Origin of the sequence: Lentzea sp. NBC_00516, assembly GCF_036346835.1 — a bacterium.
Taxonomy (GTDB): domain Bacteria; phylum Actinomycetota; class Actinomycetes; order Mycobacteriales; family Pseudonocardiaceae; genus Lentzea; species Lentzea sokolovensis.
In genome coordinates this window covers 4,808,022-4,825,174 of record NZ_CP107840.1, presented here as the reverse complement: position 1 = coordinate 4,825,174, position 17,153 = coordinate 4,808,022, and the positions used below count along the sequence as shown (strand labels likewise).

Genomic DNA, 17,153 nt, shown 5'->3' with positions numbered 1-17,153 from the left:
ACCGGCTGTATCGGAGACGGATCTAGTCGGCGACCTCGTAGAATGGACGAAACGCGAGAGGAGGTCGTGATGTCCCAGCCTTATGTCGTGCGGTACGTCGGCGGTCCCCTCGACGGCAGGGTCGACTCGCTGCCGTCCACGCCGGAGGACCCGAAGCAGACCGTGACGTACGTGCACCTGCACGGCGGTCCCAAGATCGTGCACGTCTACGACCTCGAGTACGCGGTCGAGTACGGATGTGAGTACCGGCTGCGCGCCGGTGAAGGCGAAGAAGCCTGAGCAAGCTGCCGTGAGAGCGCTCTCACGCACCCGTCGATGACCCGATCGTGTACTGGAACACGCGACTCGGTCTCGGGCACGTCAGTGGCGCGAACGTCACCGGTGGCGGGAACCCCTGATGATCTTGCAGTCGACCCGGTGCTCAGAAATGTCAGGGGTGTAGGGCATGCTTTGGGCACAGGTGTTCGAATGGTTGGGGAGGCAGCGCGATGGCGAAGAAGAGCGGGCTGTCGGCGGAGGACGTCGACAGCCTGCGCTCGCAGTTGGACGAAGGCACCGTGCCGATGGTGTGGTTCACGGCGGCCGCGGTGGGCATGGAGGAGGGCAGGTCGGCGAAGCTGCTGGCCGTCACCGATCCTCCGGAGGGCGATTTCATCCAGGTCCGGCCCACGGGTTCGAAGGACGAGATGTCGTTCTCCCCGGCCGAGCTGACGCTGGAGAAGCCCCCGCCGCGCAAGAAGCCGGCGACCCCGCCCCCTGCGCCCGCGGAGCCGCCGCGCCACACTGAGATCATTCACCCCTACGTTCCGGAGGCGCCGGTGAAACCCGCGGCCCCCAAGCCGAAACCCGCACCCGCTCCCGTCGAGCAGGCGCCCGCGAAGCCTGCCGCGCGCAAGCCGTCCGCGAAGAACGCCGTCCCCGAGGTCACCGTCACGCTGGTGTCGGTGGGCGAGGGCGAGTGGACCGTGGAGGTGCTGCAGGGCACCCGCAAGACGGTCCGGCCGACGCCGGTGCCGCCCGCCTCCGTGGCCCAGGCCGCGAAGCTGCTCACGCCCGAGGTCGCCGAGATCGTCGAGGGCGTGCTGAACGCGGCGCGTGCTCAGCAGCTCGCCCGCGTGGAGCAACTGCGCGCCGAACTGGAGGCAGCCCAGAAGGCTCTGGACGACCTGGGCGCATAGCGCCATCACGGGCTGCGACTCCCCGGTGGTTGTCGCCACGCGTTCGGGTGAGAGGGGTTCCCAGGGCTTGTACCGGGGCGGACCGTGGGATGCGCGGAGGTCCCGCGCAGGTCCGGCTTGGAGTACGGGGAGGCCCTGATGGGTACGTGTGGGTGCTGTTCCGGGTGCACGGGTCCCGGCTGCGGCTGCTGTTCGAGCTGCTGACACAAGATTCGGGCGGGGGAGCCTTCATCGCGTCGTGGTCACGCGAAAGGCTCCCCGCGTCACGTCCGGGGTAACCCACGGCACGGTTCCGCCGACGTAGACCGCATGGCTCAGAAGATCGTTCACTGGAACACCTACGACTTCAGAGGGACGCCCGAGGCTCCGGGTGTCATCGACCTCGATCCCGCGTCACTCGCGAGAACTCACCCGGCCATCGCGCAGGCGATCGGACGAGGCAGGGTGACTTCGCACGCCATCCATTACTGGGGCCATGGAGTGCTCATCACGCTGGTCGTGGATGACTGAAACCGATCACGGCGGGCAGACGGTCCCGTTCGACGGCACCTTCGCGTCGATCAGGTAGTCCCGGACGGCCGTGGTCGCGCACCCCGACAGGGTCAGAGCGCCATGTCCGCTGCCCTGCCACCCGATCAACGACGACCCCGGCAACCGCTGCGCTGTGTGCTCGGTACCCGGCGCGGGCGTGGAGAGGTCGTTGGCCGTGCTCAGGACCACGATCGGCGGCGCGCTCTTCAGGGCGTCGACCTTCTCGGCCTTGGGCGGCGGGAACGGGTTGCAGTGCAGCAGCTGCCGGGCGAACAGGGCGCCGAACATCGCGTGCTTCGACTGCCAGTCGGCCGTGAGGGCCTTCACGCGGTCCGGCGGGATGCGGGTGGCGGTGTCGTTGCAGCCGATGATCAGGCCCGCGTCGAAGCGCGGCGGGTTCTCGTCCAGGTCGTTCACCAGCGGGTCGAGCAGGGCGAACAGGCCCGTGCTGTCGCCGGCGCGGGCCTTCACCAGTGCGTCGGCCAGAGCAGGCCATCGCCCGCGATCGGCCAGACCCGCGGCGATCGCGTTCAGGGCCGAGCCCGGGGTCAGGTCGACGTAGTCGCCGCGCACGCGTCCGGAACGCAGCTGCGTCAGGAGCGCCTGCACGTCCTCGCGCGGGTTCGCGAGAGCGCAGCCGCGGGTCTTGCAGTCGCGGGCGAACGCGTCGAACGTCGCCTCGGCCGCGACGGCACGTGACTCTAGGACGCCCACCTGGTCGAGCGTCGGGTCCGGGGCGCCGTCGAGGACGGTGCGGCCGATGCGGTTCGGGTAGCGCTGGGCGTAGGTCGTGATGACGCGGGAGCCCTCGCCGAGGCCGATGGCGTTGAGGCGGTCGGTGCCCAGGAAGTCGCGGAGGCGTTCGAGGTCGGCGGCCGCGCGCCACGAGTCGAACGCGGTCAGCCTGCCTTCCAGGTCGAGGACGCACTCCTGCGAGGCCTCGCCCGCGGCGACCACGAGGTTCGACTGCTCGGTCTCGGCTGGGTCGTACTCGACGAGCTGGGCGCGCGTGGCCTGCGGTACGCACGACATGCCGTCCGAACGGCCCGTGCCTCGCCGGTCCACGCCGATGATCGTGTACGTGCTGAGGATGTCCTTGGGCAACGCCGCCGCGAGCCGCGCGGCCTTCAGCGTGCCGGGCTCGCCGCCGGGGTCGTTGACGACGACCAGCGCGCTCTTGCCCGTGCCGACGCGCGTCAGTGCGATGCCGAGCTGACCGCGTCCGGGGCGTCCCGGCGGGTCGAGCACGACGGTCATGCGCGCGCACTCGTAGGTCTGCTCGCCTTGGGGAGCGTCCGCGCCGAAGCGGTCCTTCATCTGCTCGTTGCACGGCGACCACTGCAGCGAGTCCTTCTTGTACTCGCCGAGCGGGGGTACAGGCTGCGGCCCGGCGAGCGCGCTCTGGTCGACGGGCTGGTTCTCCTCGCCCTTGACCGCGATCACCGGCCGGCTCGAGGGACCCGCGCTGCACGCCGTCAGCACGCTCACTGCCAGTAGGGCCAAGGCAGCGCCACGCACAGATTCCCTCACTCTCGTTCACACTCCGGGAAGGCGAGCCTCGCACGCCACAGGTGAATTGAAGGTGAGTCAGGGCGCGTCCTTTGCGCCCTGACTCACCTTCCAGGCTCGTCCCGTTCGGGAATGGACGCGGTGAGTCAGGATGGGGGACATGGATCACGCCGATCGGCTCCCCGTGGCTCGCCTCGTGGGCGGCATCCCGCCGACGGCGCTCGTGCTGCTGGGCATCGTCAGCGTGCAGGTCGGCGCGGCGTTCGCGAAGCAGCTGTTCACGGTGGCGGGCGCGGCGGGCATGGTCACGTTGCGGCTGCTCATGGCCGCGCTGGTGCTGGTCGCGATCTGGCGTCCGTCGCTCAGGCTCGACCGCAGAACGCTCGTCACGGTCGTCACCTACGGCGCCGTGCTCGCCGTGATGAACCTCTGCTTCTACGCGGCGCTGGCCCGCATCCCGCTCGGCGCGGCCGTCACGATCGAGTTCCTCGGGCCGCTCGCGGTGGCGGTCGCCGGCTCACGGCGCTGGCTCGACGGCGTGTGGGTGTTGTTGGCGGGCACGGGTGTTGTGCTGCTCACGCGCGTGCAGGGCGGTCTGTTGTGGACGGGCGTGCTGTTCGCGTTGGCCGCGGGAGCGTGCTGGGCGGCGTACATCCTGGTGACGGCCAAGCTCGGCAGCCAGACGAACGACGGCAAGGGCCTCGCGCTCGCGATGGTGGTCGGCACGGTGATCGCGCTGCCGTTCGGCATCGGCTCGGCGGGCACCGCGATGCTCGACCCGGTGGTGCTGGCGGCGGCGATCGTGGTCGCGCTGATGTCGTCGGTCGTCCCGTACTCGCTGGAGCTGGAGGCGTTGCGCCGCATGCCGCCGCGCGTGTTCGGGATCCTGATGTCGCTGGAACCGGCGGTGGCCGCGGTCGCGGGCCTGCTGCTGCTCGGGGAACACCTCGCACTGGTGCAGTGGGTCGCCGTCGGCTGTGTCGTGATCGCGTCGGTCGGTGCGACGAGATCGGCCAAGCCCGACGTCTAACGAGCCCGGAGCTCGCCCTTCAGCACCGACGCCACGTCGTAACGGGCCGGGATCTCCAGCTGGTCGTAGCGGCACGACAGCGGCTCGCGGTCCGGGCGCCACCGCGCGAACTGGCCGTTGTGCCGCAGCCGCACGGGCTGCTCGCCCTCGGTCTGGGTGTAGTGGATCTCCAGCACCCGCTCGGGCCGCAGCGCCACGTACTCGGCCTGCTTGCCGCGCCACCGGTTGATCTCGCCGGGGATCCGCTGGCCGGGAACGGGATTCGCCCACGGATGGTCACCCGAGGTGATCAACGGTGCCAGCTCGCCGGCCAGCTCACGACGTTCGGCCGCCTTGAACGAACCGCAGACGCCGATGTGGTGCAGCAGGTCGTTCGAGTCGTAGACGCCGAGCAGCAGCGAGCCGACCGCAGTGCCGGGCTCGGTGTCCTTGTGCCAGCGCAGGCCCGCGAGCACGACGTCGGCGGTGCGCGCGTGCTTCACCTTGATCATCGAACGCTTGCCCGGCGTGTACGGGCCGTCCGACGGCTTGCCCATCACGCCGTCCAGCCCCGCGCCCTCGAACAGCGTGAACCACTGCCGCGCCGTCTCGACGGACGTGGTCGCGGGAGTCACGTTCAACCCCGGCAGCTTCAGCAACGACTCGCGCCGCGCGATCGTCGGCTGCTCCAGCAGCACCTCGGACCCCAGCGCCAGCAGGTCGAACGCGACGAACGTGGCCGGCGTCGCCTCCGACAGCATCGTCACCCTCGAGGCCGCCGGGTGGATGCGCTCGGACAACGCGTCGAAGTCCAGCTCGTCGTTCTTCGCGACGACCAGCTCGCCGTCGACGACCACCTTGTCGGGCAGCACGTCGAGCATCGAGGCGACGACCTCGGGGAAGTAGCGGTTGAGCGGCTTTCCGCTGCGCGACTGCAGCAGCACCTCGTCGCCGGAGCGGAACACCACGCAGCGGAACCCGTCCCACTTCGGTTCGAAGAACAGGTTCGCGTCGTCCGGGATCCCGTCCACCGCGGTGGCGAGCATCGGCTGCAGAGGTGGCGTCAGCGGTAGGTCCACGGGCACATCCTGCCTCGTCAGCTGGAATTCCGCCGCTGATACCGCAGCAACAGGACGTCGTCCGCGCGCAGCACCGATGCCAGCGCGAGATCCACGGGCGGGATGACCGAGCCGTGTGCGATCCGCGACGAGTCGCCCACCGCGAGCACCGGCGCCACGGTCAGGTTCAGCGCGTCCACCAGCCCTTCGGCCACCATCGACCCGAACAGCCGCGGCCCGCCTTCGAGGTTGATCCGGTGCAACCCGCGCGCCGCGAGCTCGGCGACCGCCACCTTCAGATCGACCTCGGTGTCCCCGGCGACGATCACCTCGGCAGGCAGTTCCGGCATCCGCGCGGCCTCACACGTGATCACGATCGGCGGCACGGCGGTGTCGGTGAACAGCGGCAGGTCCGGCGTCAAAGAGCCGCGCGTCGTCACCACGGCGATCGGCAACGGCCTGGCGCGCGTCGCACCCCGGTACCCCTCGATCAGCACGGTCGCCGCACCCACCATCACGACGTCGGCGAGCTCGCGCCCGAGCAGGTAGATCTTCCGGTCCGCGGGCGACCCCAGCCCCGCCGAACGCCCGTCGACCGACACCGCACCGTCCACGCTGGACACGAAGTTCGCGGTGACCCACGTCCGATCGGCGGGGTAGGCGTACAGGGACTCGAGGGCTGTGTCGGTCATCTCAACGCCCGGTGAGGGCCACAACATCTCCACCTGGCCATCCCATCACGCCGATAAGCTGCGGGCATGCGCTTGTCCGACCGGGATCCCCGGATCAGTCCCGACGAACTGATCGAGAACCTGGTGCCGCCGCCGATGTTCGACTCGGTCAGCTTCGACACCTACATCCCCAACCCGGACGAGCCCTCGCAGGCCGCTGCGGTCGAGGCCGGCCGCGTGTTCGCCGCGCGGGTCAGCGTCCGCCGCAAGAAGTGGTCGCTGTTCGGCTCGCGCGACGAAGAGGCGGGCAAGCTCGGCCTCTACCTCGACGGCGGCTTCGGCGTCGGCAAGACCCACCTGCTCGCCTCGCTCTGGCACGCCGTGCCGGGCCCGAAGGCGTACGGCACGTTCGTCGAGCTGACCAACATGGTCGGCGTCCTGACCTTCCCCGAGGCGGTCCGGCGGCTGAGCGGCCACAAGCTGCTCGCCATCGACGAGTTCGAGCTCGACGACCCCGGCGACACCATGCTCGTCACGCGCCTGATCAAGGAACTGATCGCCGCCGGCGTGCACGTCGCCGCCACCTCGAACACCCTGCCGGACAAGCTCGGCGAGGGCCGGTTCGCCGCCGCCGACTTCCTGCGCGAGATCCAGTCGATGTCCTCGAAGTTCGACGTCGTCCGCGTCGACGGCCCCGACTACCGCCACCGCGGCCTGCCCGACGCCCCTTCACCCTTGTCAGACACCGAACTGATTGTTAGAGCCTCTAACACCGAAGGCTCGACCATCGACGACTTCGACGACCTGTGCAAAGCGCTCGCCCGCATCCACCCGTCGAAGTACGGCAGGCTGCTCGACGGCGTCACCGCCGTGCACCTCAAGGACGTCAAGCCGGCGCCCGACCAGAGCGTCGGGCTGAGGCTCGTGGCGTTCGGCGACCGGCTCTACGACCGCGACATCCCGGTGGCGGTGTCGGGGCGGCCGTTGTCGGAGCTGTTCACCGAGGAGATGCTGCGCGGCGGCTACCGCAAGAAGTACCTGCGAGCTGTCAGCCGATTGGTCGCGTTGTCTCGGGTTTGACTCCGGCGGCGTTCGAGTATCCACTGGGTGACGAGCGGGAATGATGACGTCCCGACGTCTTCCGGAGGCACCCATGCTGAGTGAAGCCGAACGCCGCTCGCTCGAAGAGATCGAGCAGCGGTTGCTCGCGGACGAGCCCAGACTCGCCCGCACCATGAACCGCCAGGTCCGGCCCTGGCTGTTCTACTCTCTCCTGGTCCTCTTCGGTGGCCTCACGGTGCTGCTGACGGTGATCAGCGCGTTCGGCCCCGCCTTCCAGTGCCTGCTGGTCACAGCCGGTGTGCTGGTGCTTCGCAAGTACCCGCTCCGCCTCCGGTAGCGGAAACTCGCTGGCGCCGGAACAGCACAACCCGGACCATCTCCGCGTGGGTTATCTGGAAGCGAACGGGCTCGCGTACGCCTTGCCTGATGGCAGGGAGCTGTTCCGCGACGTCTCGTTCAAGGTGAGCGGCGGGACCGTGGTCGCGCTCGTCGGCGCCAACGGTGCCGGCAAGACGACGCTGCAACGGATCCTGTCGGGTGAGCTCATCCCGAAGCAGGGCAGCGTGCACGTGCAGGGCGGGCTCGCGGTGATGCCGCAGTTCATCGGCTCGGTCCGCGACGACAGCCTGGTGCGGGACCTGTTGCTGTCCGTGGCGCCCGTGGCGTTGCGGAAGGCCGCCAAGGAGCTCGACGACGCCGAACTCGCGTTGATGGACACCGATGACGAAGCCGCTCAGATGCGGTACGCGAACGCCCTCACCAACTACGGCGAGGCCGGCGGGTACGACATCGAGGTCCTCTGGGACACGGTCACCGTCGCCGCGCTCGGCCTGCCATACGACCGGGCCCGGTTCCGTGAGGTGCGCACGCTGTCCGGTGGTGAGCAGAAGCGGCTGGTCCTCGAGACGTTGTTGCGCGGCCACGAGCAGGTGCTGCTGCTCGACGAGCCCGACAACTACCTCGACGTTCCCGGCAAGCGCTGGCTCGAAGATCGGCTGAAGGCCACCGACAAGGCCGTTCTCGTCGTCAGCCACGACCGTGAGCTGCTGTCCACCGCCGCGACGCACGTCGTCACGGTCGAGGCGCATTCCACGTGGACGCACGCGGGCTCGTTCGGGACTTGGCACGGCGCCCGAGCGAAACGCATCGACAGGCTGCTGGAAGATCATCGGCGCTGGAACGAGGAGCACGAGCGGCTCAAGGACCTCGTCCGCACGCTCCAGCAGCTGGCCAAGTCCTCCGAGGTGATGGCTCAGAAGTACCGGGTCATGGCCGCGCGCCTCGAACGGTACGAGCAGGCGGGCCCGCCGCCGGAGATCCCTCAGGACGAGAAGGTCACGCCTCGCCTGAAGGGCGGCCGGACGGGCGTTCGCGCGATCACGTGCGAGCAGCTGGAGCTGACCGGGTTGATGAGGCCGTTCTCGCAGGAGATCTTCTTCGGCGACCGGGTGGCGGTGCTGGGCTCGAACGGTTCCGGCAAGAGCCACTTCCTGCGGCTGCTCGGCGGGGACGACGTCCGCACGACCGGCAAGTGGAAGCTCGGCGCACGGGTAGTGGCGGGCCTGTTCGCGCAGACGCACGAGCACCCGGAGTGGCTGGGCCGCACGCTCGTGGACATCCTCTGGCACGGCGAGGGCGAGCGCCGCGGCAAGGACCGGGGCGCCGCGATGTCGGTGCTGCAGCGCTACGGCCTGCATCAGGCGGGCGACCAGCGGTTCGAGAACCTGTCGGGCGGGCAGCAGGCGCGGTTCCAGATCCTGCTGCTGGAGCTGTCCGGGGCGACGTTGCTGCTGCTCGACGAGCCGACGGACAACCTCGACCTCGCGTCGGCGGAGGCGTTGCAGAACGCGTTGGAACACTTCGAGGGCACGGTCGTGGCGGTCACGCACGACCGGTGGTTCGCCAAGTCGTTCGACCGGTTCCTGCACTTCCGGGCCGACGGCAAGGTGTCCGAAGTGGACGAACCGGTCTGGACATAACTCCGCAAAACCAGGAAATTCTTGCACCGGCATTGCCGAAAGCAGAGCGCGCGCACGAAGGTGATCACACACATTCGTGACGTGCTTGATGGAGGTTGTTGTGCGCAAGAAATCCGGCAGGGCTGTGCGAATGACGGGCGGTGCGCTCGCCCTCGCTCTGGGCGCCGGGGTCGTTCTGGGGACGGTGCCGGCGCAGGCCAACAGCTGGCACACGTACTGGATCGCGACCTCCTACCACGGCAACAATCGGCCTTCGGACGAAGCCGCGCAGCGCGAGACGCGATCTGAGGCCAACCGGCGGTGCCAGGCGGCATACGGGTTCTTCAAGGCTCGTGGGGTGACCGCTTGGGGGCTGGGCAGGTACGACAACACCTGGGAGCAGAACTGGCGCTGCGACAGCAACTAGCGACTGCAGACGTCAGCGGCCTTCGAGGGGATCCTCATGGCTCACGAACGGACCTGGCGTAAGAGCACTCACGCTCGCGTTCTCGACCGCCGCCTGGCACGCGTTGATCGGGCAGCTCAAAGCTCCCAGCTGACGAAGGCGCCGTCGTCGATCGACCCGCCCGCCTTCTTGTACGTGGCTTGCGCCGCCGTGTCACCCGCGGCGGTGCCGGTCCACATCGCGTAGCAACCCCGTTCCAGCGCAAGGGCTTTCAACGCCTCGACGAGCGCCGTGCCGATGCCGCGGCGCAGGAACGAGTCGTCCACGCCCAGCTCGTAGAGGAACATCTCGGTGCCCTTGTCCGGGTGCGTCGTCTCCACCCCGGACACGAACCCGGCGGGCTGGTCGCCGACGTAGGCGATCAGCAGATGGCTGTGATCCTGCGCCAGGAACCGAGCGGTCGCGTCCGGCCGCGGTGGCGCGTCGAACAGGTGCGCGGCGGCGAACACGTCGTCGGGGGAGGCGGCGCGACGGATCTTCATACCGCCAGGCTAGGTCAACTCTCGAGTGAGGGCCCGAAGGCGCGTCACCGGTCTTCGACGACGGCGGGCAGCTTCCCGCTCTTGACCAGCTTGGCCAGCTCGGCGTGGTCCGCCTCGGTCTGGTCGGCGTAGTCGAACGCGTACTTCGCGAACGCTTCGTCGAGGTCGTCGCCGCCGCCGTTCTGGAAGTACCCGGCGAGCAGTCGCGGGTCGAGTGAACGCGTGTGCGCGCGGGCCAGCAGGGCGCCGGCGAGACGGCCGTAGTCGTCCAGGTCGTCGCGCTTCAGCGTGGTCGCGTCGATCTCGCCCTTGCGGTTGCGGAACTGCCGCACGATGAAGTGCCGGCCCTCGATCGTCGTCCAGCCCAGCAGGATGTCCGTCTCCGCCTGCACGAGTCGCGCGCCGTGCACGATCCGCTTGCCCTCGTGCTTGGCGGGATCGACGTCGAGGAACGGCTGCAGGGCGGACGGCCTGGCTTCCTTGGCCTGCAACACCAGAGCCTCGGACCCGTTGCCGTGCAAGAGGATCAGGTAGTTGCGCAGGCCGACGCTGCCGGTGCCGACGACGCGGAACGCCACGTCCGAGACGCCGTAACGCATGATCAGGTTCCGGCGGGACTCGCGCAGACTGTCCACGTAGGACGGCAGCGCGGCGATCACGGCCTCTGCGGTCGGGGGAGTGGCCTCGGTGAACGTCGGCGGGTTCGTGATGAACCGCCACTTCTCGCCGTCGTGCGCGGTCCACTTCGCGGCGAACCGGGCGCTGGTGTTCTTGCGCGACTTCTCGGCGGCCTTGGAGAAGTCGTTGATCAGGTCGTCCGCCTTGACCTTCGACAGCGAGGACTCGTCGCCCAGCGCGCTCCACGAGTCCAGGAACGGGAGCTCCGCGAGGTGTTTGATCGAGCCCCGGTACGCGCGCACCGCGTCCTCCGCGGCGTCACGGCAGCCCTTGTCCGACACGCCGCCGACCCGGCCCGCCAGCACCAGGGACGCCACGAGCCGCTTGAGGTCCCATTCCCACGGTCCTGGGAGCGTCTCGTCGAAGTCGTTGATGTCCATGACGATCTGGCCCTCGGGCGTGCCGTAGAGGCCGAAGTTCGCTGCGTGTGCATCACCGCACAACTGAGCGTGAAGTCCTGTCGCGCACCCGGCGGCGAGATCGCCCGCCTGCAACCCGGCCGAACCGCGGAAGAACGCGAACGGGTTCTCCAGCATCCGTCCGACCCGCAACGGGATCAGGTTCTCCAATCGGCCCTTGTTGCTGGCGCGCAGGAACTCCAGCACGGACGGGCGTGCGGAGGCGAGCGACATCGCGCGGTGCGCCTTGAAGTCCACAGAGGACCGCAACGCGCGTCCCTCCGCGTAGACCTCGTCCGGCTCGACCCAACGGCCCAATGCCGCAGCAGCCCTGGCGCGAACCCGTTCACCCATAAGAGTCATCATGCCTGCGGCGGACGGGCAGCGTGGCCCGTCCGCCGCTTTTGTGACCTAGCTACGAATGAAAATCACCCTAAACGGGACGAACAACCTCGGCGATCGCCTGAACGCCCAGGTCGATCTCGTCCCGCGTGATCACCAACGGCGGAGCGACGCGCAACGTCGACGCGTGCGTCTCCTTGCACAGCACCCCGCGCAGGGAGAGCGCCTCGGACGCGGCCCTGCCGACCGGACCGCCGGGCGCGATCTCGACACCGGCCCACAGGCCGCGCCCGCGCACCTCGGCCACCCCGTGACCGACCAGCTTGTTCAGCTCGGCGTGCAGGTACGCGCCCATCTCCCGCGAGCGCTGCTGGAACTCGCCGGTCGCGAGCAGCCCCACGACCGCGCGGCCCACGGCGCAGGCGAGCGGGTTGCCGCCGAACGTCGACCCGTGCTCGCCGGGCTTCAGCACGCCCAGCACGGCCCGTGAACCGACCACGGCGGACACCGGCAGGATGCCGCCGCCCAGCGCCTTGCCGAGCGTGTAGAGGTCGGCGCGCACGCCCTCGTGGTCCAGCGCGAACAGCTCGCCGGTCCGGCCGAGGCCCGACTGGATCTCGTCGGCGATCATCAGGACGTTGTTCTCGTCGCACAGGCGGCGGATCCCGGCCAGGTACCCGGCGGGCGGCACGACGACGCCGGCCTCGCCCTGGATCGGCTCCAGCAGCACGGCGGCCGTGCGCGGGGAGATCGCGGACTCGATCTCGTCGAGGTTGCCGTACTTCACGACCTTGAATCCGGGCGTGAACGGTCCGAAGTCGTTGCGCGCGGTCTCGTCGGTCGAGAACGACACGATCGTCGTGGTGCGGCCGTGGAAGTTGGACCCGGCGACGATGATCTCGGCCGTGCCCTCCGGCACGCCCTTGACCTGGTACGCCCACTTGCGCGCGACCTTGATCGCGGACTCGACGGCCTCCGCGCCGGAGTTCATCGCGAGCACCATCTCGGTGCCGGTCAGTGCCGCGAGCTCGCGGCAGAACAGGCCGAACTGGTCGTGGTGGAACGCGCGGCTGGTCAGCGTGACGCGGCCGAGCTGCTCGACGGCGGCGGCCACCAGGGCGGGGTGGCGGTGCCCGAAGTTCAGCGACGAGTAGCCGGACAGGAAGTCCAGGTAACGGCGGCCCTCGACGTCGGTGACCCACGAACCCTCGCCGTGCGAGATGACCACCGGAAGCGGGTGGTAGTTGTGCGTGCTCCACTCCTCGTCGAGTGCGACGTAGTCAGCGCTAGCCAAAGTGGTGGTCTCCGCGGTGTGGTGGTCAGCGATGGCGGTCATCCTCCAAGGCTAGGGTCCCGGACAAGCGATATCGACCGTGAAGCGTTGCGCACTGCCTCAGTTCGTTGCGTAGATTCATCAATCAGTGGCGGAACTTTGCACAGCAGGCGGAATCGGCGGTGAATCGCTACGGTCTGGTGATGTCCAAGAAGTCGGTTCGTGAAGCCCTGCGGCTCGATGAGGTGGATCTCTCCACCCTCGACCCGGCGGGCCGCCCGGTCGGTCCCAAGAACAAGAAGGAGGCGGCCGACGACCTGGTCGCCACCGGGGCCGAGCTGGACGACCTGCAGGAAGCGCTGTACGCGGAGAATTCTCGCGCGGTGCTGCTCGTCCTGCAGGGAATGGACACCGCGGGCAAGGGTGGCGTGGTCCGCCACGTCGTGGGCCTGGTGAACCCGCAGGGCGTGCGCATCGCGTCGTTCAAGAAACCGACTCCCGCCGAACGGCGCCAGCACTTCCTGACGCGCGTCAGGAAGGTCCTGCCCGAGAAGGGCCGCATCGGGGCGTTCGACCGCTCCCACTACGAGGACGTCCTGGTGCCCAAAGTAGAACGCCTGCTGACGGCCGCGGAGATTCGCGGGCGTTACAAGGAGATCAACGCGTTCGAGCGGGAACTCGCGGACGGCGGCGTCACGGTCGTCAAGTGCTTCCTGAACATCTCGCCGGAGGTGCAGAAGGAACGGCTGCTCGCGCGCCTGGACGACCCGAAGAAGCACTGGAAGTACAACCCGGCCGACATCGACTCGCGGTCGAAGTGGTCCCGGTACCAGGACGCCTACACGCAGGCGTTGAAGAACTGCTCGGCCACGCCCTGGTACGCCGTCCCGTCGGACCGGAAGTGGTACCGGAACTGGGCGATCAGCCGGTTGCTGCTGGAGACCATGCGCGAGATGGACCCGAAGTTCCCGCCGCCCGCCTACGACATCGAGGCCGAGAAGGCCCGGCTGATCTCCGCCGACCCGTTGCGCTAGACGCAATCTTGATTGCACCTATTGCCTGGCCGTAGTGGTCTGGGCCAGTGTGGGCTGCGCCGCCGCCGCAAAGTTCATTCCGGAGGTGCGGACGTGGGTGTTGATCGGCGACGTTTTCTCGGAGCCATGGGCGTAGGAGCTGGACTGCTGATGACCGGAGGAACCGCTGAGGCGGCTGCCGCCACGCGGAGAGTGTTCTTCGGCGCCTACACGACGTGGAGCGGTGGCGCCAAGGGCATCGGCATCGGCACCTACGACACCGTGACCGGGCAGCTGAAGACGACAGGCGTGATCACAGGCGTGGTCAACCCGTCGTTCGTGATCGAGTCGCGGGACGGCAGGTTCCTCTACGCCGTCAACGAGAACACCAAGGGCGAGGTCACCGCGATCAACGCGGCCACGCTCAAGGTGATCAACAAGCAGGCGACCGGTGGCGCCGACCCGTGCCACCTGACGCTCGACCCGTCCGGGAAGTTCCTGATCACGGCGGACTACTCGTCGGGGTCTTTGAGCGTCTTCCCGGTCAACGCGGACGGCAGCCTCGGCGCGCGCACGCAGAAGGTCCAGCACAAGGGGTCAGGGCCGAACAAGGAACGTCAGGAAGGCCCGCACGCGCACCACATCGTGTTCGACCCCGCCGGCAAGTACGCGGCGGCGGTCGACCTCGGCGCGGACTCGGTGTTCGTCTACTCGTTCACCGGCGGGAAGCTGACCCAGGTCTCGCAGGCGAAGCTCACACCGGGAGCCGGACCGCGCCACATCGCGTTCCACCCGGACGGCAAGACGGCCTACGTGGCGAACGAACTGGACTCGACGATCGTGACCTGCACCTATGCGAACGGGGTGCTCACGCCGGGCCAGGTGCTCAAGACCGTGCCGTCCGGAAGCCCGACGAACTACCCGGCCGAGGTGCTGGTCTCCGCGGACGGCAGGAACGTCTACCTGTCGAACCGCGGGCATGACAGCATCGCGCACTTCGCGGTCGGCGGTTCCGGGCTGACGATGCTCGGCACGACCGCGGTCGGCGGCAAGTACCCGCGGCACATCACGTTCGACCCGACCGGGTCTCTGCTGTTCGCGGCCAACCAGAACTCGAACAACGTCACGTCGTTCACGGTGGACAAGGCAACCGGCAAGATCACCTCGTCCGGCACGGCGCTGCAGACCGCGATCCCGGTCTGCGTGCTGCCCACACGACTGGGTTAATACCCTTCCTAGTCGATCGTCCACAGTGGTACTCCGGCTCTCATGGGTCTTATGGCTGGAGTCCTCGCTGTCGCTCTGCTGGCGCCCGCGCCGTTCGCACCGGAGTACATCGCACTCGGCGACTCCTACGCGTCCGGTGCGGGCGCCGGTTCCTATGTGGACGGCTCGTGCCGTCGCAGCTCGAACGCCTACCCGGCGTTGCAGGGCAAGGAGTTCTCGTCGTTCAAGTTCGTGGCGTGCAGCGGCGCGACCACGAAGTCGCTGAAGTCGCAGTTCCGGGCACTGACCCCGGCCACGACGCTGGCGACGATCACCATCGGCGGCAACGACCTCGGGTTCGTCGACGTGCTGACGACCTGCACGCTCGGCAGCGACAACGCGTGCGGCAAGCGGGTGGAGAAGGCCCGGCAGTTCGCCCGCGACGAACTGCCCGCGCGGCTCGACGCCACCTACTCCGCGATCAAGACCGCCGCACCGAACGCCGAACTGGTCGTGCTCGGCTATCCGCGGCTGTTCACGCAGGTCGACGGGTGTCGCACGCTCTCCACGATGAAGCGTGAGGATCTCAACGCCGCCGCCGACGAGCTGTCCGGGGTGATCGCCGAGGCCGCCGCACGGGCGGGAGCGCGGTACGTGGACGTGAGGGAAGCGTTTGCGGACCACGGCGTCTGCTCGCGCGAGCCGTGGATCAACGCGCTGATCAATCCGACCGCCGACTCCTACCACCCGAACAGGGCCGGTCAGGTCGCCTACTTCAAGGCGCTGACTTCCCGCAGCAGGTAAGTTCGGGCTTACCGTTCGTGGAGACTTGCCCAACGGCGTTCGCGGCGCTCGGTGATCCGACCCTCCGCGAGATCTTCACGCTGCTCGTGTCCGGACCGCGGGCGCTGCTCGCCTGGCACCTCGACGGTGACCGGGATTACGACCCGGACCCGGCGCGGGCCTCCACGGTGGAGATCACCTTCACCCCCGAGGGCTCCGGCACCCGCGTTGAGCTGGTGCACAGCGCCTTCGAACGGCACTTCGCCAAGCCGGACCGCGTGCGCGAAGGCGTCTCCGGGGAAGGCGGCCGGGGAGCTAATCTGGTCGGCTTCCGGCAGGCGTTCGTGTGATCATGCGCGGGTGAGTCTTCTGAGGGAGGTCACGGCCACCCGCTATGTGACGCCGTTCCGCGAGGGCGGGTCGATGCCGGGGCTGGTCGAGGCCGACGACCTGGGTATGTACGTGGTGAAGTTCCGCGGCGCGGGACAGGGAGTGAAGGTCCTGGTCGCCGAGATCGTCGTCGGCGAGCTCGCCCGGCGGCTGGGCTTCCGGATACCCGAGATCGTCCTGGTGCACCTCGACCCGGAACTCGCGCGCGCGGAACCGGACCAGGAGGTCCAGGAGTTGCTGCGGGCCAGTGGCGGCCTCAACCTCGGCCTCGACTACCTGCCCGGGTCGTTCGACTTCAACCCGATCGTGCGCGACCCCGGAACCGGGCTCGCGACGAGGCTGCTGTGGTTCGACGCGCTGGTGCTCAACGTGGACCGCAGCTGGCGCAACCCGAACATGCTGCTGTGGCACCGCGAACCGTGGCTCATCGACCACGGCGCCGCGCTCTACTTCCACTACTCGTGGAGTGAGGACCGCCCGGCCACCAAGGACTACCGGTACGACTCGTCGGACCACGCGATGCTGCCGAACGCGGGGGCGCTGTCCGAAGTGGACGCCGAACTGGCCGCGAAGGTGACGCAGGAACTGCTCGACGAGGTGCTCGCACTCGTTCCCGACGAGTGGCTGGAGGGCGATCCGGCCGAACTCCGTCAGCGCTACAAGGACTTCTTCACCTACCGCCTGAACAACCGCGGCTGGGTCGACTCGCTGGAGGCCGCGCGTGCCGCACGTGTTTGAGTACGCGCTGCTGCGGGCGGTGCCGCGGCAGGAGCGGGGCGAGTTCATGAACGTCGGCGTCATCGTCTACTGCGCGTCGCTGGGCTTCCTGTGCGCGAAGACCTATGTGGACGGTGAGAGGCTGCGGGTGCTGGACCCGCACCTCGACGTCGAGACGCTCGAATCGTCGCTGAAGCACCTCGCCAACTCGTGCGACGGCACTCCCGAGGCCGGTCCGGTCAGCAGCACGACGGTCGGGCAGCGCTTCCGCTGGCTCACCGCTCCTCGCAGCACGATCGTGCAGACGTCACCGGCCCACACGGGCTGGACCGACGACCCGTCGGCGGAGGTCACCCGGCTTTTCGAGGCGTTGGTGCTGCCGCCCCGGTAGGTTTCGTCGCAACCTAAAGGGACGAACGGCGTCTCTAG

The 17,153-nt window shown here is 68.7% G+C and carries 20 protein-coding genes; 14 read left to right on the top strand and 6 right to left on the bottom strand.

The features are described 5' to 3' along the window. The first annotated feature begins 69 nt into the window (after nucleotides 1-69). The 3 genes from OG205_RS20920 (at nucleotide 70) to OG205_RS20910 (ending at nucleotide 1,688) form a co-directional block, all read left to right on the top strand. Entirely contained in the window at nucleotides 70-279 is a 210-nt protein-coding gene (locus OG205_RS20920) for a hypothetical protein (protein WP_330277921.1), read from the top strand. Nucleotides 280-488: 209 nt separating this feature from the next. After that, entirely contained in the window at nucleotides 489-1,178 is a 690-nt protein-coding gene (locus OG205_RS20915; protein ID WP_330277920.1) for a DUF6319 family protein, read from the top strand. 309 nt (nucleotides 1,179-1,487) lie between these two features. Beyond that, nucleotides 1,488-1,688, top strand: a complete 201-nt coding sequence (locus OG205_RS20910) for a hypothetical protein (RefSeq protein WP_330277919.1) — start codon at nucleotides 1,488-1,490, stop codon at nucleotides 1,686-1,688. Between the two features lie 6 nt (nucleotides 1,689-1,694). Here the strand turns inward: OG205_RS20910 and OG205_RS20905 are convergent, their stop codons facing one another. Beyond that, complete coding sequence (locus tag OG205_RS20905; protein ID WP_330277918.1) at nucleotides 1,695-3,197, bottom strand: alpha/beta hydrolase; 1,503 nt, start codon at nucleotides 3,195-3,197, stop codon at nucleotides 1,695-1,697. Nucleotides 3,198-3,378: 181 nt separating this feature from the next. On the opposite strand from OG205_RS20905, the gene OG205_RS20900 reads away from it, so the two are divergent. After that, the gene (locus OG205_RS20900) at nucleotides 3,379-4,248 is read left to right on the top strand and encodes an EamA family transporter (RefSeq protein WP_330277917.1); all 870 of its coding nucleotides are present in this window, start codon (nucleotides 3,379-3,381) and stop codon (nucleotides 4,246-4,248) included. Here OG205_RS20900 and OG205_RS20895 read toward each other — a convergent pair. Continuing rightward, nucleotides 4,245-5,306 (bottom strand): ATP-dependent DNA ligase, encoded by a 1,062-nt coding sequence (locus OG205_RS20895; protein ID WP_330277916.1) that lies wholly within the window; start codon nucleotides 5,304-5,306, stop codon nucleotides 4,245-4,247. The genes OG205_RS20900 and OG205_RS20895 overlap by 4 nt on opposite strands. Before the next feature lie 17 nt (nucleotides 5,307-5,323). Beyond that, nucleotides 5,324-5,977 carry a dihydrofolate reductase family protein gene (locus tag OG205_RS20890; protein WP_330277915.1) on the bottom strand — a complete coding sequence of 218 codons (654 nt, stop codon included), beginning with the start codon at nucleotides 5,975-5,977 and terminating at the stop codon, nucleotides 5,324-5,326. Between the two features lie 66 nt (nucleotides 5,978-6,043). Here OG205_RS20890 and zapE point away from each other — a divergent pair, with 66 nt between their 5' ends. From zapE to OG205_RS20870, 4 genes are all read left to right on the top strand, one after another. Next, nucleotides 6,044-7,036: a cell division protein ZapE gene (gene zapE / locus OG205_RS20885; protein WP_330277914.1), complete on the top strand. Its 993-nt coding sequence runs from the start codon at nucleotides 6,044-6,046 to the stop codon at nucleotides 7,034-7,036. A 73-nt stretch (nucleotides 7,037-7,109) separates the two neighbouring features. Beyond that, nucleotides 7,110-7,355 (top strand): DUF3040 domain-containing protein, encoded by a 246-nt coding sequence (locus tag OG205_RS20880; protein WP_330277913.1) that lies wholly within the window; start codon nucleotides 7,110-7,112, stop codon nucleotides 7,353-7,355. 46 nt (nucleotides 7,356-7,401) lie between these two features. Beyond that, nucleotides 7,402-8,997 carry an ABC-F family ATP-binding cassette domain-containing protein gene (locus tag OG205_RS20875; protein WP_330277912.1) on the top strand — a complete coding sequence of 532 codons (1,596 nt, stop codon included), beginning with the start codon at nucleotides 7,402-7,404 and terminating at the stop codon, nucleotides 8,995-8,997. Nucleotides 8,998-9,097: 100 nt separating this feature from the next. Further along, the gene (locus OG205_RS20870; RefSeq protein ID WP_330277911.1) at nucleotides 9,098-9,403 is read left to right on the top strand and encodes a hypothetical protein; all 306 of its coding nucleotides are present in this window, start codon (nucleotides 9,098-9,100) and stop codon (nucleotides 9,401-9,403) included. A 116-nt stretch (nucleotides 9,404-9,519) separates the two neighbouring features. Here the strand turns inward: OG205_RS20870 and OG205_RS20865 are convergent, their stop codons facing one another. The 3 genes from OG205_RS20865 to rocD form a co-directional block, all read right to left on the bottom strand. Next, nucleotides 9,520-9,924, bottom strand: a complete 405-nt coding sequence (locus OG205_RS20865; RefSeq protein ID WP_330277910.1) for a GNAT family N-acetyltransferase — start codon at nucleotides 9,922-9,924, stop codon at nucleotides 9,520-9,522. Between the two features lie 44 nt (nucleotides 9,925-9,968). After that, the gene (locus OG205_RS20860) at nucleotides 9,969-11,354 is read right to left on the bottom strand and encodes a DUF2252 domain-containing protein (RefSeq protein WP_330277909.1); all 1,386 of its coding nucleotides are present in this window, start codon (nucleotides 11,352-11,354) and stop codon (nucleotides 9,969-9,971) included. 79 nt (nucleotides 11,355-11,433) lie between these two features. Beyond that, nucleotides 11,434-12,678, bottom strand: a complete 1,245-nt coding sequence (rocD, locus tag OG205_RS20855) for an ornithine--oxo-acid transaminase (protein WP_330277908.1) — start codon at nucleotides 12,676-12,678, stop codon at nucleotides 11,434-11,436. 140 nt (nucleotides 12,679-12,818) lie between these two features. Here rocD and OG205_RS20850 point away from each other — a divergent pair, with 140 nt between their 5' ends. The 6 genes from OG205_RS20850 (at nucleotide 12,819) to OG205_RS20825 (ending at nucleotide 17,115) form a co-directional block, all read left to right on the top strand. Then, nucleotides 12,819-13,649: a PPK2 family polyphosphate kinase gene (locus OG205_RS20850; RefSeq protein ID WP_330277907.1), complete on the top strand. Its 831-nt coding sequence runs from the start codon at nucleotides 12,819-12,821 to the stop codon at nucleotides 13,647-13,649. Nucleotides 13,650-13,799: 150 nt separating this feature from the next. Beyond that, nucleotides 13,800-14,855 (top strand): lactonase family protein, encoded by a 1,056-nt coding sequence (locus tag OG205_RS20845; protein WP_330277906.1) that lies wholly within the window; start codon nucleotides 13,800-13,802, stop codon nucleotides 14,853-14,855. Nucleotides 14,856-14,906: 51 nt separating this feature from the next. Further along, nucleotides 14,907-15,638: an SGNH/GDSL hydrolase family protein gene (locus OG205_RS20840; RefSeq protein ID WP_330277905.1), complete on the top strand. Its 732-nt coding sequence runs from the start codon at nucleotides 14,907-14,909 to the stop codon at nucleotides 15,636-15,638. 17 nt (nucleotides 15,639-15,655) lie between these two features. Beyond that, the gene (locus tag OG205_RS20835) at nucleotides 15,656-15,967 is read left to right on the top strand and encodes an SRPBCC domain-containing protein (protein ID WP_330277904.1); all 312 of its coding nucleotides are present in this window, start codon (nucleotides 15,656-15,658) and stop codon (nucleotides 15,965-15,967) included. A 10-nt stretch (nucleotides 15,968-15,977) separates the two neighbouring features. Continuing rightward, complete coding sequence (locus OG205_RS20830) at nucleotides 15,978-16,745, top strand: HipA family kinase (RefSeq protein WP_330277903.1); 768 nt, start codon at nucleotides 15,978-15,980, stop codon at nucleotides 16,743-16,745. After that, the gene (locus OG205_RS20825; RefSeq protein WP_330277902.1) at nucleotides 16,729-17,115 is read left to right on the top strand and encodes a DUF3037 domain-containing protein; all 387 of its coding nucleotides are present in this window, start codon (nucleotides 16,729-16,731) and stop codon (nucleotides 17,113-17,115) included. The genes OG205_RS20830 and OG205_RS20825 overlap by 17 nt, the downstream gene beginning before the upstream one ends. Nucleotides 17,116-17,153: the final 38 nt, after the last annotated feature.

What these genes read in the sequence shown, in the direction of transcription:
- OG205_RS20900 (WP_330277917.1), top strand. Translation starts at nt 3,379, where the DNA reads ATGGATCACGCCGATCGGCTCCCCGTGGCTCGCCTCGTGGGCGGCATC.
- OG205_RS20865 (WP_330277910.1), bottom strand. Translation starts at nt 9,924, where the DNA reads ATGAAGATCCGTCGCGCCGCCTCCCCCGACGACGTGTTCGCCGCCGCG.
- OG205_RS20880 (WP_330277913.1), top strand. Translation starts at nt 7,110, where the DNA reads ATGCTGAGTGAAGCCGAACGCCGCTCGCTCGAAGAGATCGAGCAGCGG.
- OG205_RS20840 (WP_330277905.1), top strand. Translation starts at nt 14,907, where the DNA reads ATGGCTGGAGTCCTCGCTGTCGCTCTGCTGGCGCCCGCGCCGTTCGCA.
- zapE (WP_330277914.1), top strand. Translation starts at nt 6,044, where the DNA reads ATGCGCTTGTCCGACCGGGATCCCCGGATCAGTCCCGACGAACTGATC.
- OG205_RS20915 (WP_330277920.1), top strand. Translation starts at nt 489, where the DNA reads ATGGCGAAGAAGAGCGGGCTGTCGGCGGAGGACGTCGACAGCCTGCGC.
- OG205_RS20920 (WP_330277921.1), top strand. Translation starts at nt 70, where the DNA reads ATGTCCCAGCCTTATGTCGTGCGGTACGTCGGCGGTCCCCTCGACGGC.
- OG205_RS20890 (WP_330277915.1), bottom strand. Translation starts at nt 5,977, where the DNA reads ATGACCGACACAGCCCTCGAGTCCCTGTACGCCTACCCCGCCGATCGG.
- OG205_RS20860 (WP_330277909.1), bottom strand. Translation starts at nt 11,354, where the DNA reads ATGGGTGAACGGGTTCGCGCCAGGGCTGCTGCGGCATTGGGCCGTTGG.
- OG205_RS20910 (WP_330277919.1), top strand. Translation starts at nt 1,488, where the DNA reads ATGGCTCAGAAGATCGTTCACTGGAACACCTACGACTTCAGAGGGACG.
- rocD (WP_330277908.1), bottom strand. Translation starts at nt 12,678, where the DNA reads ATGACCGCCATCGCTGACCACCACACCGCGGAGACCACCACTTTGGCT.
- OG205_RS20850 (WP_330277907.1), top strand. Translation starts at nt 12,819, where the DNA reads ATGTCCAAGAAGTCGGTTCGTGAAGCCCTGCGGCTCGATGAGGTGGAT.
- OG205_RS20845 (WP_330277906.1), top strand. Translation starts at nt 13,800, where the DNA reads ATGACCGGAGGAACCGCTGAGGCGGCTGCCGCCACGCGGAGAGTGTTC.